At 62.4% G+C, this 16,405-nt stretch carries 17 protein-coding genes; all 17 read left to right on the top strand.

The window, feature by feature from the left end; genetic code table 11:
• The first annotated feature begins 26 nt into the window (after positions 1-26).
• The 17 genes from ACP7BZ_RS13490 to hisB all read left to right on the top strand — a co-directional run bounded on the left by ACP7BZ_RS13490 (position 27) and on the right by hisB (position 16,402).
• Entirely contained in the window at positions 27-1,490 is a 1,464-nt protein-coding gene (locus ACP7BZ_RS13490; protein ID WP_426113924.1) for a glutamate synthase subunit beta, read from the top strand.
• Positions 1,491-1,777: 287 nt separating this feature from the next.
• Positions 1,778-4,033, top strand: coding sequence for an ATP-binding protein (locus ACP7BZ_RS13485; RefSeq protein WP_426113922.1), 2,256 nt, complete (start codon positions 1,778-1,780; stop codon positions 4,031-4,033).
• A 276-nt stretch (positions 4,034-4,309) separates the two neighbouring features.
• A complete protein-coding gene (locus tag ACP7BZ_RS13480; protein WP_426113920.1) occupies positions 4,310-5,113 on the top strand; it encodes an ABC transporter ATP-binding protein in 804 nt (267 codons plus the stop codon).
• Positions 5,110-5,904: a lipid asymmetry maintenance ABC transporter permease subunit MlaE gene (gene mlaE / locus ACP7BZ_RS13475; RefSeq protein ID WP_426113918.1), complete on the top strand. Its 795-nt coding sequence runs from the start codon at positions 5,110-5,112 to the stop codon at positions 5,902-5,904. Before ACP7BZ_RS13480 ends, mlaE begins: the two co-directional genes overlap by 4 nt.
• Before the next feature lie 107 nt (positions 5,905-6,011).
• Positions 6,012-6,485, top strand: coding sequence for an outer membrane lipid asymmetry maintenance protein MlaD (gene mlaD / locus ACP7BZ_RS13470; RefSeq protein ID WP_426113916.1), 474 nt, complete (start codon positions 6,012-6,014; stop codon positions 6,483-6,485).
• Entirely contained in the window at positions 6,482-7,426 is a 945-nt protein-coding gene (locus tag ACP7BZ_RS13465; RefSeq protein ID WP_426113914.1) for an MlaA family lipoprotein, read from the top strand. The genes mlaD and ACP7BZ_RS13465 overlap by 4 nt, the downstream gene beginning before the upstream one ends.
• 97 nt (positions 7,427-7,523) lie before the next feature.
• Entirely contained in the window at positions 7,524-8,159 is a 636-nt protein-coding gene (locus tag ACP7BZ_RS13460) for an MlaC/ttg2D family ABC transporter substrate-binding protein (protein ID WP_426113912.1), read from the top strand.
• 4 nt (positions 8,160-8,163) lie between these two features.
• Positions 8,164-8,481 (top strand): STAS domain-containing protein, encoded by a 318-nt coding sequence (locus ACP7BZ_RS13455; protein WP_426113910.1) that lies wholly within the window; start codon positions 8,164-8,166, stop codon positions 8,479-8,481.
• 132 nt (positions 8,482-8,613) lie between these two features.
• On the top strand, positions 8,614-9,525 hold the full coding sequence (locus tag ACP7BZ_RS13450) for an ABC transporter ATP-binding protein (protein ID WP_426113908.1): 912 nt from the start codon (positions 8,614-8,616) through the stop codon (positions 9,523-9,525).
• Between the two features lie 2 nt (positions 9,526-9,527).
• Positions 9,528-10,289, top strand: a complete 762-nt coding sequence (locus tag ACP7BZ_RS13445) for an ABC transporter permease (protein ID WP_426114275.1) — start codon at positions 9,528-9,530, stop codon at positions 10,287-10,289.
• Between the two features lie 56 nt (positions 10,290-10,345).
• Complete coding sequence (locus tag ACP7BZ_RS13440) at positions 10,346-10,582, top strand: BolA family protein (RefSeq protein ID WP_426113906.1); 237 nt, start codon at positions 10,346-10,348, stop codon at positions 10,580-10,582.
• Positions 10,583-10,585: 3 nt separating this feature from the next.
• A complete protein-coding gene (gene murA, locus ACP7BZ_RS13435) occupies positions 10,586-11,839 on the top strand; it encodes a UDP-N-acetylglucosamine 1-carboxyvinyltransferase (RefSeq protein ID WP_426113904.1) in 1,254 nt (417 codons plus the stop codon).
• An 8-nt stretch (positions 11,840-11,847) separates the two neighbouring features.
• The gene (hisG, locus tag ACP7BZ_RS13430; RefSeq protein WP_426113902.1) at positions 11,848-12,528 is read left to right on the top strand and encodes an ATP phosphoribosyltransferase; all 681 of its coding nucleotides are present in this window, start codon (positions 11,848-11,850) and stop codon (positions 12,526-12,528) included.
• A 4-nt stretch (positions 12,529-12,532) separates the two neighbouring features.
• A complete protein-coding gene (hisD, locus tag ACP7BZ_RS13425; protein ID WP_426113900.1) occupies positions 12,533-13,873 on the top strand; it encodes a histidinol dehydrogenase in 1,341 nt (446 codons plus the stop codon).
• Positions 13,870-14,715, top strand: a complete 846-nt coding sequence (locus ACP7BZ_RS13420; protein ID WP_426113898.1) for a DNA-methyltransferase — start codon at positions 13,870-13,872, stop codon at positions 14,713-14,715. Before hisD ends, ACP7BZ_RS13420 begins: the two co-directional genes overlap by 4 nt.
• A complete protein-coding gene (hisC, locus tag ACP7BZ_RS13415; protein ID WP_426113896.1) occupies positions 14,712-15,815 on the top strand; it encodes a histidinol-phosphate transaminase in 1,104 nt (367 codons plus the stop codon). Before ACP7BZ_RS13420 ends, hisC begins: the two co-directional genes overlap by 4 nt.
• Complete coding sequence (gene hisB, locus ACP7BZ_RS13410) at positions 15,812-16,402, top strand: imidazoleglycerol-phosphate dehydratase HisB (RefSeq protein WP_426113894.1); 591 nt, start codon at positions 15,812-15,814, stop codon at positions 16,400-16,402. Before hisC ends, hisB begins: the two co-directional genes overlap by 4 nt.
• The last annotated feature ends 3 nt before the right edge of the window (positions 16,403-16,405 follow it).

The raw sequence follows: 16,405 nt of genomic DNA, 5'->3' as shown, positions 1-16,405 counted from the left end.
ACTCAACAATAAGACAAGGATTTATCGTGGGAAAAATCACCGGTTTCATGGAATTCAAGCGCCAGGACGAGGGCTATCTGCCAGCGCAGGAGCGCGTCAAGAATTACCAGGAGTTCGTGCTGCACCTGTCCGACCCGGAAGCGAAACTGCAGGCAGCGCGCTGCATGGATTGCGGCATCCCGTTTTGCAACACGGGCTGCCCCGTCAACAACGTCATCCCCGACTGGAATGACCTGGTGTATCACGGCAATTACCGGGCCGCGCTCGACAACCTGCACTCGACCAACAATTTCCCGGAATTCACCGGTCGCATTTGCCCGGCGCCGTGCGAATCGGCGTGCACCCTTGGCATCAATGACGACGCCGTCGGCATCAAGTCGATCGAGCACAAGATCATCGATACGGGCTGGGAAAAAGGCTGGGTGGTAGCGCAGCCGCCCGCGCATTTGACGGGCAAGAAAGTGGCGATCGTCGGCTCCGGCCCGGCCGGGCTGGCCGCTGCCCAGCAACTCGCGCGCGTGGGGCACGCCGTCACCGTGTTTGAGAAAAGCGACCGCGTCGGTGGCTTGCTGCGTTACGGCATTCCCGATTTTAAGATGGAGAAATCGCACATCGACCGGCGCATCGAACAGATGCAAGCCGAAGGCGTGGTCTTTAAAACCAGCACCCTGATCGGCAAGGATTTTCCTGCCAGCGTCAACAACTGGGCCAAGAACACCATTTTTCCCGAAGATTTGAGCAAGGAATTCGACGCCGTCATCATCGCCGGCGGCGCCGAGCAGCCGCGTGACTTGCCGGTGCCGGGCCGCGAACTCAAGGGCGTGCACTTCGCCATGGATTTCCTGCCCTGGCAAAACAAGGTCAATGCCGGTGACAAGGTCAAGGACCAGCTCAAAGCCAGCGGCAAGCACGTTGTCGTCATCGGCGGCGGCGATACCGGTTCCGACTGCGTCGGCACCAGCAACCGTCACGGCGCCGCCTCGGTGGCGCAGTTCGAACTGATGCCGCAGCCACCCGAAGTGGAAAACAAGCCACTGGTGTGGCCGTACTGGCCGACCAAGCTGCGCACCTCGTCCTCGCACGAAGAAGGTTGCGAGCGCGACTGGGCGGTGGCGACCAAGCGCTTTGAAGGCAAGCATGGCAAGGTCGACAAGCTGATCGCCTGCAAGGTTGAGTGGAAAGACGGCAAGATGAGCGAAGTGCCTGATTCCGAGTTCGAAATGAAAGCAGACTTGGTGCTGCTGGCCATGGGCTTTGTATCACCCGTACAACAGGTGCTCGATGCCTTCGGCGTCGACAAGGACAACCGCGGCAACGCCCGCGCCAGCACCGACGGCGACGGTTGCTACGCCACCTCGGTGCCCAAGGTATTCGCCGCCGGCGACGTCCGCCGCGGCCAGTCGCTGGTGGTGTGGGCCATCCGCGAAGGGCGCCAGTGCGCACGCGCCGTCGATGAATTTTTGATGGGAAGCTCGAATCTGCCGCGCTGACAGGCGCCCCCTGTTACCGGTGTAGCCGGCCTGACGGGGGCATTGAGCCACTAAACTATTGCAGCTTGCGCGGCGCCGCTGCAGCGGCAGTCAAGGCATGGTTGATGGATACTCAAATGTGTCGCGATGCCCGGATAGTGTGTCGTGAATGTGTCGCGCATGTGTCGCAAATGTGTGGCGCGAATTCGTTATCCATAGGCAACGTACGGCAAGATTGTTACACCGTATGTTAGGATGCGTGTTGATAGACGGTGGCCGGATGAATCTGATTGATCCCCGCTGACACCATGCCGAGGATCGATGGAACGAGCGCCAGACCTGTTGTTAATGATCGTCCCGCTCGCGCCGTGGTGCTGGCCGGCGGCGCTATGACGTGCGCCAACCTGAACCTGGCCAATTGCGCCGATGAGCCCATTCACATTCCCGGCCTGGTGCAGCCGCATGGTGCCCTGCTGGTGTTCGACGACCAGCAGGCCTTGCTGGGTTGGAGTGCGAATGCCAACGAACTGATCGGCGTGATGCCTGTGCTGGGGGCGGCGGCCAGCGCGCTCGGCTTACCTAGCGACACCCTCGCGGCATTGCACGACGTCGCCGCCGAGATGGTCGACGGCGAAGCGCTGCCGAGCGCCTGCGAAGTATTCATCGGCGCGCGCGAATTCGATTGCATCGTGCACGGCCATCGTCAGCGCCTGCTGATCGAATTCGAGCAGCGTGCGGTCGGTTCCGATGTGGTCGCCTCGTTCGCCCTCAAGGCGCACGCCGCCATCGACCGCCTGAAGCGACAAACCTCGATCGACGCCCTGTTAAACATGGCGGTGCAGCAAGTGCGCCAGTTGACCGGCTTCGACCGCGTGATGGCTTACTACTTCCGCCATGACGACAGCGGCGACGTGGTGGCCGAATCGAAGGTCGACAGCATCGACGCCTATCTGGGCCGGCGCTATCCCGCCAGCGATATTCCGGACCAGGCGCGCCGTCTGTACCTGCTCAACACCTTGCGGCTGATCGCCGATGTCGGCTACCAGCCGGTGCCAGTGCTGGGCCGCGAGGGCGACGCCGCTGTCGACATGAGCCACAGCGTACTGCGCAGCGTGTCGCCGATCCACGTCGAATATTTGCAGAACATGGGCGTGCAGGCCTCGCTGAGCGTGTCGATCGTTGTCAATGGCCGCCTGTGGGGCATGCTCGCCTGCCATCACCGCACGCCACGCCAGGTGCCGTATTCGATCCGCATGGCCACCGATGTGCTGGCCCAGGTGCTCGCTTCGAGCGTGCAGACGCTCGAAGCGAGGGCGCAAGCGGCGCTGATCGAGCGCGCCGCCGAACTCGGTTCGCGCATGCTGGCGGCGATCAGCGAGGACGACAACGTCATCGCCACCCTCGACGCCTATGCCGATGAATTGCGCCAGACGCTGGGAGCGGACGCCCTGATCGTCTCGCAACTGGGCGAGTTGACCATCCACGGCGAACTCGATGTCGCAGTGGCCACGGCCATCGTGCAAGCGCTGCCAGCCGACGGCGGCGTGCTGTACCAATATACCTCGCTCGACCAGTGGCCGCAGCCGCTGCGCGCGCAGCTGGGCACTTGGGCCGGCATGCTGGCCATGTCGTTTGACGCCAGCACCCAGGGCGTGATGGTGGCCTTGCGACGTGAACAGATCGAGCAGGTGCGCTGGGCCGGCAAGCCCGACAAGGTGGTGGCGCACGGTCCGCTCGGTCCGCGGCTGACCCCGCGCGGCTCGTTCAATGAGTGGCGCGAAACCGTGCGCGGCCGTGCCGAACCGTGGAACGACACCGCGCTCACCATTGCCGGCCAGCTGCTTGCCAAACTGAGCCGTTCGGTGGCGGCGCGCAATGCCGAAATCGACCGTGCCCGTACCGAACTGATGGCCATGCTGGGCCATGACCTGCGCGATCCCTTGCAAGCCATTGCCATGGCAGGCGTCCTGCTTGAGCGGGGTTCGCCGCCGGCGCCGCTGGGGCGGCGCATCCAGTCGTCGAGCAACCGCATGCAACGCCTGATCGGCCATGTGCTCGACATGAGTCGCATAAACGGCGGCATCGGCCTGGGGATCAATCCGACCAGCGTCGCCTTGCACGAGGTGGTGTCGGAACTGGTGGACGAAGTGGGCGCCGCCCACCCGGGGGCGCACTTCGAACTCGACATCCCGGCGCCGGTGCCGGCGCTGGCCGATGCCGACCGCCTGGTGCAGGTGCTGGCCAATTTATTGAGCAATGCCCGCCATCACGGTGAGCTGGGCAAACCGATCCAGGTCAGCCTGCACACCATCGGCGAACAGGCGGTGCTGACGGTGCGCAACCACGGCGTGCCGATCGCGCCGGCGCTCGCCAAAAAATTGTTCGACCCATTCAAGCACACCTCGCTGAACAATTCGCGCAACCGCCGCGGCATGGGCCTCGGTCTGTATATCGCCCATCAGATCGTGCACGGCCATGGTGGCGTGCTCGCCTACCGTTACGACAATCCGCAAGTGGTGTTCACGGTGGCCCTGCCGCTGCGGCCGGCGTCCAGCCTGCGCTGAGGCGCCGCGAATTTTCTGTAAAGTACAGTCTGACGCCACCAAAGGGCGCGCTTCGCGCATTTACATACATACGTGTAGCATTGGCATACGGCAGCGCTGGAGGGCAGGGCTGGACAAATAATCAATATAAACAGCGACTTGCGCAGCAAATTATCTGACCCGTCGTTCAGTAGTGTTGTATTCTGTGCCACTGAGCCAGGCTTGAGTTGACCCCGGGTCAGCAAGGATTGACCTTTCTGCACTACAATACGCCATTGCCAAATACCGAATATGCCTGTGAGCAACCTCGTCGAAATCCGCGATCTCCAATTTGCCTATGGAGAGCGCGTCATCCTGTCTGACCTGCACATGGACTTTCCCCGTGGGAAGGTGATCGCCGTCATGGGCGGTTCCGGCTGTGGCAAGACGACCGTGCTGCGCCTGATCGGCGGGCAAATCCGTCCGCGCAAGGGCAGCGTGGCAGTCGGCGGCGAGATCGTGCACGAACTCGAGACCGACGCCTTGTACCGGCTGCGTCGCAAGATGGGCATGCTGTTCCAGTTCGGCGCCCTGTTCACCGACCTGAACGTGTTTGACAACGTCGCCTTCCCGCTGCGCGAACACACCGATCTGCCGGAAGAATTGATCCGCGACCTGGTGCTGCTCAAACTGAACGCGGTCGGCTTGCGCAACGCCCACAAGTTAAAGCCATCGGAAATTTCCGGCGGTATGGCGCGCCGCGTTGCAGTGGCGCGCGCCATCGCCCTCGATCCCGAGCTGATCATGTATGACGAGCCGTTCGCCGGCCTCGACCCCATTTCGATGGGCGTCACCGCCAACCTGATCCGCAAACTCAATGATGCGCTGGGCTCGACCTCGATCCTCGTGTCGCATGATGTCCAGGAGTGCTTCGCCATCGCCGATTACGTCTATTTTATGTCCGCCGGCAAAATCGTGGCGCGCGGCACCCCGGCCGAGATGCGCGTCTCGACCGACCCGTACGTCATGCAGTTTGTCAACGCCGCCCCGGACGGTCCGGTGCCCTTCGATTATCCCGGCAAATCGCTCGACGACGACCTCGGTCTGGGAGCCCGCGCATGATCGCCGCCTTCGTCGGCAACGGGCTCGCCCGCGTTGGCGCGTACGCGCGCGAAACGGTCGCCAGCGTCGGCTTTGCCGCCCGCTCGTTCTGCGGCCTGCTGGCGGTGTCGCCGGGCGCCATGAAGCGGCCCGGCCTGATTTCCGAACAGGTCCACTTCATTGGGAACTATTCGCTGGTCTTGATCACCGTTTCCGGCCTGTTCGTCGGCATGGTGCTCGGTCTGCAGGGCTATATCACCCTGACGCCGTACGGCGCCGAACAAAAGCTGGGCCAGGTGGTGGCGCTGGCGCTGGTGCGCGAACTGGGGCCGGTGGTGACGGCGCTGCTGTTTGCCGGTCGTGCCGGCACCTCGCTGACGGCGCAAATTGGCTTGATGAAGGCTGGTGAACAATTGTCTGCCATGGAAATGATGGCGATTAACCCGATTCAGCGCGTGCTGGCCCCGCGTTTCTGGGCCGGCGTGATTGCCATGCCAATCCTGGCGACGATTTTCAGCGCCGTCGGGGTGCTCGGCGGTTACCTGGTCGGCGTGCAGCTGATCGGCGTCGACGAAGGCGCCTTCTGGTCGCAGATGCAGGCCAACGTCGATGTGCGCGCCGACGTCCTCAACGGCGTCATCAAGAGCCTGGTGTTCGGTGTGGCGGTGACGTTCACGGCCCTGTTCCAGGGCTACCATGCGGACCCGACGCCGGAAGACGTCTCGCGCGCCACCACCCGTACCGTGGTGATCGCCTCGTTGATGGTGTGGGGGCTGGACTTCGTGATGACGGCCATGATGTTTAACAAGTGAATGTTAACCAACAAGTGCAAAACAAGACGTGCAAACAACGCAATACCAGCACGCAAACTGAATCTGGCGACATCGCCTGAGCGAAACAATTAGAGTGAGTATAAATTATGCATCGTAAAACTATCGACGTCTGGGTTGGCTTGTTCGTTCTGTTGGGCTTGGCTGCCTTGCTGTTCCTCGCCCTCAAGGCGGGTAATATGAGCACCTTGTCGCTGAGCAAAACGTATGCCATCACGGGCAAATTTGACAATATCGGCGGCCTCAAACCGCAGGCACCGGTCAAGAGTGCTGGCGTGGTGGTGGGACGGGTTGGCGATATCCGCTTCGATAACAAAAGCTTTCAAGCCATGGTCACACTCGAGATGGATGCCAGTCACCAGTTTCCGAAAGACAGTTCGCTGAAAATTCTGACCGCCGGTTTGCTGGGCGAGCAGTACATCGGCATCGTGCCGGGCGGCGACATGGTCAATCTGGCGCCGGGCGACCGCATCAACAGCACCCAGTCGGCCACGGTGCTGGAAGACTTGATTAATCAGTTTATATACAGCAAGGCCGCGGACGGAAAGGACACCGCTAAATGATGACGCTTTCTCCCCGCTTACCCGCATTTTCTCGCCTGCGCAGCAGCGCCGTGCTGGTGGCCGTGGCCGCCAGCGCGCTGCTGTCGGGCTGCGCCACCGGTCCCAACCCGCGCGACCCCTACGAGTCGTTCAATCGCAAGATGTTCACCTTCAACGACACGGTCGACCGGGTCGCCCTCAAGCCAGCCGCCACCGCCTACAAGAAGGTGTTGCCATCCGTGGTGCAAACGGGTGTCAACAATTTCTTTGGTAACCTGGCTGATCTGTGGACCGGCACTAACAACCTGCTGCAAGGCAAGGGCAAGGACGGCTTGACCGACTTCGCCCGCTTCGGCCTCAATTCGACCCTCGGTTTGCTGGGCGTGATTGATATCGGTTCCGATGTCGGCCTGCAAAAGCACAATGAAGACTTTGGCCAGACCCTGGGCGCCTGGGGCGTAAAGTCCGGCCCCTACCTGATGTTGCCGCTGCTGGGACCATCGACGGTGCGCGACACCGCCGCCCTGCCGCTCGACTTCAAGGGCGACCCCTTGGGCTACAAGGAGCCGGTGTACATCCGCAACAGCGGCATCGCCCTGCGCGCGGTCGACCAGCGCGCCGCCGTGCTCGACGCCTCCAACCTGATGGAAGACGCTGCGCTCGACCGCTACGAATTCATCCGCGACGGCTTCCTGCAGCGCCGCGAAAGCCGCATCCAGGATGGCGGCGGCAAGGCCCGCTTGATGCAGTTGCTCAACAAAGAACCGGCAGCGGGCAGCGTGCCAGCCGGTGGCAGCATCAAGTCGGCGTATCCGGACGATCCGGGTCCGACCGGCGGCGCGGCGCCGGCCGCCGGCAGCATCAAGTCGGCCTACCCGGATGATCCGGGACCAACGCCGGCTGCGACGTCGACGCCGGCCCCCGCCGCAAGCCCGGAAACGAGCCCGGAAACAAAGAAATAATATGTCGGCCTTGTCATTGGCGCGGCTGGCCGCATGTGCGTGCACACCGTTGCTGCTCCATGACAACTGACTTACCTGTAACTACCGAAGAGGGTTTATGAAACTGATCAAACAATTTATCGCCGTGAGCACCCTGGCGTTCACCGCCTTTGCCGTGGCCGCCCCCGCCGAAGCGCCGGACGTGCTCGTCAAGCGCATCAGCAACGACGTCATCAACACTGCCAAGACCGACAAGGATATCCAGGCCGGCAACATCAACAAGGTCACTGCCCTGGTCGATGCCAAGATTTTGCCGTACGTCGATTTTCAGCGCATGACGGCGCTGGCCGCCGGCCGCTACTGGCGTGACGCCACCCCCGAGCAAAAAACCGCGCTGTCGAATGAGTTCCGCCAGTTGCTGATCCACACCTACTCGGGTGCCCTGTCGCAGATCAAGAACGAAACGGTGGAATTCAAGCCCCTGCGCGCCGACCCGGCCGATACCGAAGTGGAAGTCAAATCGGTGGTCAACGTCCAGCGCGGCGAGCCGATTCAGCTGAATTACCGCTTGTCGAAGGGTGATTCGGGCTGGAAAATTTTTGACATCAATGTGCTCGGCGCGTGGCTGGTGGAAACCTACCGCGGCACCTTTTCCACCGAGATCAGCAAGGGCGGCATCGATGGCTTGATCAAAAAGCTGGCGGACCGCAACAAAGAGCTGGCCAACAAGCCCCTCAAGGCACCAGGCAAATAAGCCCATGACTGACAATACTGCCCAGTCTGCGCTCGAGAACCTGACCTTCGCCACGGCGGCGTCGGCGCTCGAGCGCGGTCTGGCCGCCATTCGTGGTGGCCAGACCGTGTTCGACCTGGCCTTCCTCAAGTCGTCCGATTCGTCCGGCGTGGTGGTGTTGCTGGCCTTGCTGCGCGCAGGTCGGGCCAGCGGCAAGGCCCTGTCTTTCGTGAACCTGCCGGTCAGCCTGAAAAGCCTGCTGACCCTGTACGGCGTCGATCACCTGCTGAGCGACTCTGCCGGCACCCCGATGGCCTCCCCGGCCAATCTGCACCACCATTGACCCTGCCATACCGGGCCGTTTTCCTTCGGAAGCGGCCCCATCTTCATGCAGCCCCCCGCTGCTGCAAGCCCGACTGCCGATTTCCCCTATAATTGCCAGTTCCCCCTGTAAAAACGCAACCAGAAAAACCGCATGACAGCAGCGATCCAGATCAATCAGGTCGAAAAAAACTACAAGGCCTTAAAAGCCTTGGGTGGCGTCTCCCTGACCATCGAGCAGGGCGAATTTTTCGGCTTGCTCGGCCCCAACGGCGCCGGCAAAACCACGCTCATTTCCACCATCGCCGGCCTGATCCGGCCCGACGCCGGCAGTATCACGGTGCATGGCCATGACGTCGTCAGCGATTTCAGAAATGCCCGCAAGAACCTCGGCGTGGTGCCGCAGGAACTGGTGTTCGACCCGTTTTTTACCGTCCGTGAAACCTTGCGCTTGCAGTCCGGTTATTTTGGCCTGAAAAACAATGACAAGTGGATCGACGAGGTGATGGAAAACCTCGATCTGACCGGCAAGGCCGACGCCAATATGCGCGCCTTGTCGGGCGGCATGAAGCGGCGCGTGCTGGTGGCCCAGGCCCTGGTGCACAAGCCGCCGGTGATCGTGCTCGACGAACCGACCGCCGGCGTCGACGTCGAACTGCGCCAGGGCTTGTGGAAGTTCATTTCACGGCTGAACCGCGAAGGCCACACGGTGGTGCTGACCACCCACTACCTGGAAGAAGCACAAGCGATGTGCAACCGCGTCGCCATGCTACGCGGCGGCAAGGTGGTGGCGCTCGACACCATGAAGTCCCTGATTCGCCGGATTTCCGGTTCGCAGCTGATCGTCCACATCGGCAGCGGCGTGTTGCCGGACGACTTGCGCCACCTGGTGTCGGATGCCTCCAGCGACGGCAACAAGGTCAGCTTGCGGGTCAACGAGTATGCCGAAGTCGAACAGATCCTGGCCCGCCTGCGCGAAGGCGGCGTGGTGATCGACGAAATGCAGTTGCAACAAGCCGATCTGGAAGATATCTTCTTGCAGATCATGGATGGAGGTTCGCTGTGAACATGTTTTCGGTGGGGTTCCAGACCCTGTTTTATAAAGAAACCTTGCGCTTCTGGAAAGTAGCGACGCAAACCGTCGCCGCCCCCATCCTGACGGCCATGCTGTATCTGCTGATTTTTGGCCACGTTCTCGAAGGCAAACTCGAAGTCTATCCGGGCGTGAGCTATACCGCCTTCCTGATTCCCGGCCTGGTGATGATGAGCGTGCTGCAAAACGCCTTCGCCAATGCCTCGTCGTCGCTGATTCAGTCGAAGATCACCGGCAACCTGGTGTTCATCCTGCTGCCGCCGCTGTCGCACTGGGAAATCATTTCGGCCTATGTGCTCGCCTCGGTGGTGCGCGGTCTGGCTGTCGGTGCCGGCGTGTTTGTCATCACCGCCTGGTTCGCCCACTTGAGTTTTGTGGCGCCCCTGTGGATCATCGTGTTTGCCGTGCTGGGCGCCGCCATTCTCGGCACCATGGGCGTGATCGCCGGCGTGTGGGCGGAAAAATTCGACCAGCTGGCCATGTTCCAGAATTTCCTGATCATGCCGGCCACCTTTCTCGCTGGCGTGTTTTATTCGATTAAATCGCTGCCGCCATTCTGGCTGGCGGTGTCGCACGTCAATCCCTTCTTTTACATGATCGACGGTTTTCGCTACGGCTTTTTCGGCCAGTCCGACATTGCGCCGTGGACCAGCCTGGCCGTGGTCAGTGTGTTTTTTGTGGTGCTGGCCAGCGTTGCCGTCAACCTGCTGCGGCGCGGCTACAACCTGCGCCATTGAGCGCCGGCTTTTCTATCGATTCACATAAAAACAAAAAACTTTCAAGGACAACGATTGTGGCAACCACACCTGAACTGATTCACAGCTATATCACCGCCGGCCTGGCTTGCACCCACCTCGAAGTCGATGGTGACGGCCAGCACTTTACTGCCGTGATCGTCTCCGACGCCTTCGTCGGCAAACGCCTGATCCAGCGCCACCAGCTGGTGTACGCGGCGCTGGGCGACCGCATGCGCGAAGAAATCCACGCCCTGTCGATGAAAACCCTGACGCCTGACGAATACCAAGGATAAGCCATGGACCAGCTCAAAATTGTCGGCGGAAAACGCCTCGACGGCAACATCGTGATTTCCGGCGCCAAGAACGCCGCTTTGCCCATCCTGTGCGCCGGCTTGCTGACCAGCGGCGACCTCGAACTGAGCAATGTGCCGCGCCTGCACGACGTCAAGACCATGTTGAAACTGCTGGCCAAGACCGGCCTGGCGGTGCAGCAGGATGGCGAAAACGTCACCCTCAACGGCAGCGCCATCGATCACCTGGAAGCGCCGTATGAACTGGTAAAAACCATGCGCGCCTCGATCCTGGTGCTCGGTCCGCTGCTGGCCCGCTTCGGCGAAGCGAAGGTGTCGCTGCCCGGTGGCTGCGCCATCGGCTCGCGCCCCGTCGACCAGCACATCAAGGGTCTGGAAGCGCTCGGCGCCACCATTCGTATCGATGGCGGCTACATCTATGCGAGCTGCCCGAAATTAAAAGGTGCCAGCATCCGCACCGACATGATCACCGTCACCGGCACCGAAAATCTGTTGATGGCAGCCACCCTGGCCGAAGGCGAGACCATCCTCGAAAACGCTGCCCAGGAACCGGAAGTGACGGATCTGGCCCACCTGCTGGTGGCGATGGGCGCGAAGATCGACGGTATTGGTAGTGGCCGGCTGGTGATCCAGGGCGTCGCCTCTCTGCATGGCGCCAAACACGCGGTCATTTCCGACCGCATCGAAGCGGCCACCTTCCTGTGCGCGGTGGCCGCCACCGGTGGCGACATTGTGCTCACCAACACCCGCACCGACATTCTCGACGCCGCGCTGGTCAAGCTGCGCGAACTGGGCCTGCAGATGACGATCGGCGCCGGCACCATCCGCGCCGTCATGCACGGGCGTCCCCGTCCAGTGAGTTTTTCGACCACCGAGTATCCCGGTTTTCCCACCGATATGCAGGCGCAGTTCATGGCCGTCAATGCCATCGCCGATGGCGCCAGCCGCATCGCCGAAAACATTTTCGAGAACCGTTTCATGCACGTGCAGGAACTCAATCGCCTGGGCGCGGCCATCCGCACCGATGGCAAGGTGGCCACCGTCACCGGCGTGCCTGCCCTGCACGGTGCGCCGGTGATGGCCACCGACCTGCGGGCCTCGGCGTCGCTGGTGATCGCGGCCATGGCGGCCGAAGGCACCACCATCATCGACCGCATCTACCACCTCGACCGTGGCTACGACCGCATGGAAGACAAGCTGTCGCAGGTGGGCGCCGATATCGTCCGCATCAAGTCGTGAAGGACGCCATGAATCCCAGCGCATTTGCCACGCCGGCCACGGGCCAGCTGATCCTGGCCCTGTCGAAAGGGCGCATTTATGACGACACCCTGCCGCTGCTGCGCGCCGCCGGTATCGAGGTGCTCGACAATCCGGAAACCTCGCGCAAGCTGATCCTGGCCACCAATGACCCCGATGTGCGGGTGATCATCGTGCGCGCCTCCGACGTCCCCACCTATGTGCAGTATGGCGCCGCCGACTTCGGCGTGGCCGGCAAGGATGTGTTGCTCGAACACGGCGGCGAAGGGCTCTACCAGCCGATCGATTTGAACATCGCCCGTTGCCGCATGTCAGTGGCGGTGCACGCCGGTTTTGATTACGCCACCGCCGTGCGCCAGGGCGCGCGCCTGCGCGTGGCCACCAAGTTCGTGCAAACCGCGCGCGAACACTTTGCCGCCAAGGGTGTGCACGTCGACCTGATCAAACTGTACGGCTCGATGGAGCTGGCGCCGCTGGTGGGACTGTCCGATGCCATCGTCGACGTCGTCTCCACCGGCAGCACCCTGCGTGCCAACAACCTGGTGGAAGTCGAAGAGATCATGCAGATCTCCTCGCGCCTGGTGGTCAACCAGGCCGCCTTAAAACTCAAGCGCGCCCGCTTGCAGCCGATCCTGGCTGCCTTCGAACGCGCTTCTTTACTGAATGCCTGATGCCATGAGCGACATGCCGATTTCTCCCGTCCAGATCCGCACCCTCGATTCGAGCGCCGCCGGTTTCGACGCCACCCTGTCCGCACTGCTGGCTTTTGAAACGGCCACCGACGACGCCATCGAAGGGGCGGTCACCACCATCCTGGCCGACGTCAAGCGGCGCGGCGACGCTGCCGTGCTCGAGTACACCAACCGCTTCGACCGCATTCCCGGTGGCGCTGCCAGCATGGCCGCTTTTGATATTGGCCAGGCCGAACTCGATGCCGCCCTCGATTCGCTGCCGCCCGCCCAGCGCGCCGCCCTGCACACGGCCGCCGAACGGATCCGCGTGTTCCACGAGCGCCAGCGCGACGAACTCAAAGGATTTACGTATACCGAGCCGGATGGCACCGTGCTGGGCCAGCGCATCACGCCGCTCGACCGCGTCGGCATCTACGTCCCCGGTGGCAAGGCGGCGTACCCATCGTCGGTGCTGATGAACGCCATTCCCGCCAAGGTGGCCGGCGTCGCCGAGATCATCATGGTGGTGCCGACCCCTGATGGCGTCAAAAATGCCATGGTGCTGGCGGCTGCCGCGATTGCCGGCGTTACCCGCGTGATCACTATCGGCGGCGCCCAGGCGGTCGCCGCGCTCGCCTATGGCACCGAGACGATTGCCGCCGTCGACAAGATCGTCGGCCCCGGCAATGCCTATGTGGCCGCCGCCAAGCGCCGCGTGTTCGGCACGGTCGGCATCGACATGATCGCCGGCCCTTCCGAAATTCTGATCGTCTGCGACGGCAGCACCGATCCCGACTGGGTGGCGATGGACCTGTTTTCGCAGGCCGAGCACGACGAGCTGGCCCAGGCCATCATGCTCTGTCCTGACGCCGCCTACATCGGGCGCGTCCAGGCCAGCATCGATCGGCTGTTGCCGACCATGCCGCGTCAAAGCACCATTCGCACCTCGCTGACCGACCGCGGCGCCCTGATCAAGGTCCGCGACATGAGTGAGGCGTGCGCGATTGCCAACGCCATCGCCGCCGAGCACCTGGAAATCTCGGCGCTCGAGCCGCAGCAGTGGGCCGATAAAATCCGTCACGCCGGCGCCATGTTTTTGGGGCGCTTTTCGTCCGAGTCGCTGGGCGATTATTGCTGCGGTCCCAACCACGTGCTGCCAACGTCGCGCACGGCGCGCTTTTCGTCGCCGCTGGGCGTCTACGATTTTCAAAAGCGCTCGTCGGTGCTGTTCGTCTCCGAAGCCGGCGCGCAAACGCTGGGCGCGGTCGCCGCCGAACTGGCCTATGGCGAAGGCTTGCAGGCGCACGCGCGCAGCGCCGAATTGCGCATGCAGCAGCAACCATGAACGAGTGGCTCGACCGCGTGTTTTGCGAAGATGCCTTGACCGGCCTGTCTCGCATTCCCGATGGCGCGGTCGACCTGATCGTCACCGATCCACCGTACAACCTGGGCAAGGACTACGGCAACGCCTCCGACCAGCAGAGCGAAGCCGATTTCCTCGACTGGACGGCGCGCTGGATCGACCTGGCACTGCCCAAGCTGAAAGACAATGGCAGCCTGTATATCTTCGCCACCTGGCGCTACTCGCCCGAGATTTTCGTCATGCTCAAGCAGCGATTGACGATGATGAACGAGATCATCTGGGACCGCCGCGTACCCTCGATGGGCGGCAGCGTGCGCAGTTTCAGTTCGGTGCACGACACCATCGGTTTTTTCGTCCGCCGCAAAGACTATTATTTTGATCTCGACGCCGTCCGCGTGCCGTACGACGCCGTCACCAAGAAGGCCCGCAGCCGCGCCATTTTCGTCGGCGCCAAGTGGCTCGAACTGGGCTACAACCCGAAAGACCTGTGGAGCGTCTCGCGCCTGCACCGCGAGCATCCCGAACGCGCCGAGCACCCCACCCAGAAGCCCCTGGAAATCATCGAACGGATGGTGAAAGCCTCGTGCCCGCCGGGCGGCATCGTGCTCGACCCGTTCATGGGCAGCGGCACCACCGCCCTGGCGGCGCGCCGCACCGGCCGCCATTTCGCCGGTTTCGAACTCAATGCCGACTATTGCGCCATCATCGAACAGCGCCTGACGACGCCGATCGCCGACACCATCGCCCAGAAAAAAGCGCTCAAGCGGACCGCCAGAACCACTGCCAGCGCCGCCGCCGACGACCAACTTGTGAAGACCCCATGACCTCCCTCGACCGCCTCATCGCCAACACCATCCGCGCCGACGTGCGCGCCGTCAGCAGCTATAACGTGCCCGATTCGAGCGGCTACATCAAGCTCGACGCCATGGAAAACCCGTACCAGCTGCCGCCCGCACTGCACGCCGAACTGGGCCAGCGCCTTGCCGCCGCCGCCCTCAACCGCTATCCGCTGCCTGCCTACGCCACCTTGAAAGCGGCCATCTGCGCAGAACTCGGTGTACCGGAAGGCTATGACGTCATCCTCGGCAACGGCTCCGACGAACTCATTTCCATCATCGACATGGCCACCGCCAGCCAGGACCGCCAGGGCGCGCGCTCGGTGGTGCTCGCCCCGGTGCCGGCCTTCGTCATGTACCAGCGCTCGGCCCAGTTCGCCGGCATGGAGTTCATTGGCGTGCCGCTGACGGCCGACTTTGCTCTCGACATGCCAGCCATGCGGGCGGCGATTGCCAGCCACCAGCCGAGCGTGCTGTACCTGGCCTATCCGAACAACCCGACCGGCAATCTGTACGACGCCGCCGATATGGCCGAGCTGATCGACCTGCTGGGCGACAAGGGGCTGGCGGTGGTCGATGAAGCGTACGAGCCGTTTGCCCAGACCAGTTTCATGGAACACCTGCCGGAATTTCCCAACCTGATCGTCATGCGCACGCTGTCGAAACTGGGGCTGGCCGGTATCCGCCTTGGCTATATGTCGGCAGCGCCGGCGCTGCTGGCGCAGTTCGATAAGGTGCGCCCGCCGTACAACATCAATGTGCTCACCCAGGTGGCGGCCGAATTCGCCCTCGAGCACATCGATATTCTCGATGCCCAGGCCGACACCCTCAATGGCGCCCGCACCACCCTGTCGGCCGCGCTGGCCGCGCTGCCGGGGGTCCAGGTGTTCGAATCGAGTGCCAATTTCCTGCTGTTCCGGGTCGCCGATGCGGACGCCGTCACGGCCAAACTGGCCAGTGCTAAGGTGTTGGTCAAAAATCTCGGTAAAATGCATCCACTGCTGGCACACTGCATCCGCGTGACGGTCAGTACCCCAGAAGAAAATACCGCCTTTCTTGCCGCCCTCACTGAAGCATTGACATCATGAACCGCACCGCCGAAATCATCCGCAACACCAACGAGACCAAGATTCGCGTCGCCATCAATCTGGACGGCACCGGCCAGCAAAAGCTCAACACCGGCGTGCCCTTCCTCGACCACATGCTCGACCAGATCGCCCGTCACGGCTTGATCGACCTCGACGTCGAGTGCATTGGTGACCTGCACATCGACGCCCACCACTCGGTCGAAGACACCGGCATCACCCTCGGCATGGCGTTCGCCAAGGCGATCGGCGACAAGAAGGGCATCCGCCGCTACGGTCACGCTTACGTGCCGCTCGATGAAGCGCTCTCGCGCGTGGTCATCGATTTTTCCGGTCGCCCGGGGCTGGAAATGCATGTGCCATGGAAGCGCGCCATGATCGGCAATTTCGATGTCGACCTGGCCCACGAATTTTTCCAGGGGTTTGTCAACCACGCGCTGGTATCGATGCACATCGATAATCTGCGTGGCGAGAATGCCCACCACCAGTGCGAAACCGTCTTTAAAGCGTTTGGCCGCGCGCTGCGCATGGCCACCGAGCTCGATCCCCGCTCGGCCGGTGTGATTCCGTCGACCAAGGGCAGCCTGTAAGCA

Origin of the sequence: Massilia sp. PWRC2 (assembly GCF_049896725.1) — a bacterium.
Classification (GTDB): domain Bacteria; phylum Pseudomonadota; class Gammaproteobacteria; order Burkholderiales; family Burkholderiaceae_D; genus JAFCUW01.
Note: the sequence above shows the minus strand (reverse complement) of the source record. Positions and strands in the feature narration are given on the sequence as shown.

Excerpts from the sequence above, each read along its gene's own strand:
- murA (WP_426113904.1), top strand. The coding sequence starts at position 10,586 with ATGGACCAGCTCAAAATTGTCGGCGGAAAACGCCTCGACGGCAACATC.
- ACP7BZ_RS13450 (WP_426113908.1), top strand. The coding sequence starts at position 8,614 with ATGACAGCAGCGATCCAGATCAATCAGGTCGAAAAAAACTACAAGGCC.
- mlaE (WP_426113918.1), top strand. The coding sequence starts at position 5,110 with ATGATCGCCGCCTTCGTCGGCAACGGGCTCGCCCGCGTTGGCGCGTAC.
- ACP7BZ_RS13485 (WP_426113922.1), top strand. The coding sequence starts at position 1,778 with ATGCCGAGGATCGATGGAACGAGCGCCAGACCTGTTGTTAATGATCGT.
- ACP7BZ_RS13445 (WP_426114275.1), top strand. The coding sequence starts at position 9,528 with ATGTTTTCGGTGGGGTTCCAGACCCTGTTTTATAAAGAAACCTTGCGC.
- ACP7BZ_RS13460 (WP_426113912.1), top strand. The coding sequence starts at position 7,524 with ATGAAACTGATCAAACAATTTATCGCCGTGAGCACCCTGGCGTTCACC.
- hisC (WP_426113896.1), top strand. The coding sequence starts at position 14,712 with ATGACCTCCCTCGACCGCCTCATCGCCAACACCATCCGCGCCGACGTG.
- ACP7BZ_RS13420 (WP_426113898.1), top strand. The coding sequence starts at position 13,870 with ATGAACGAGTGGCTCGACCGCGTGTTTTGCGAAGATGCCTTGACCGGC.
- hisB (WP_426113894.1), top strand. The coding sequence starts at position 15,812 with ATGAACCGCACCGCCGAAATCATCCGCAACACCAACGAGACCAAGATT.
- ACP7BZ_RS13455 (WP_426113910.1), top strand. The coding sequence starts at position 8,164 with ATGACTGACAATACTGCCCAGTCTGCGCTCGAGAACCTGACCTTCGCC.
- hisG (WP_426113902.1), top strand. The coding sequence starts at position 11,848 with ATGAATCCCAGCGCATTTGCCACGCCGGCCACGGGCCAGCTGATCCTG.
- mlaD (WP_426113916.1), top strand. The coding sequence starts at position 6,012 with ATGCATCGTAAAACTATCGACGTCTGGGTTGGCTTGTTCGTTCTGTTG.
- hisD (WP_426113900.1), top strand. The coding sequence starts at position 12,533 with ATGAGCGACATGCCGATTTCTCCCGTCCAGATCCGCACCCTCGATTCG.
- ACP7BZ_RS13465 (WP_426113914.1), top strand. The coding sequence starts at position 6,482 with ATGATGACGCTTTCTCCCCGCTTACCCGCATTTTCTCGCCTGCGCAGC.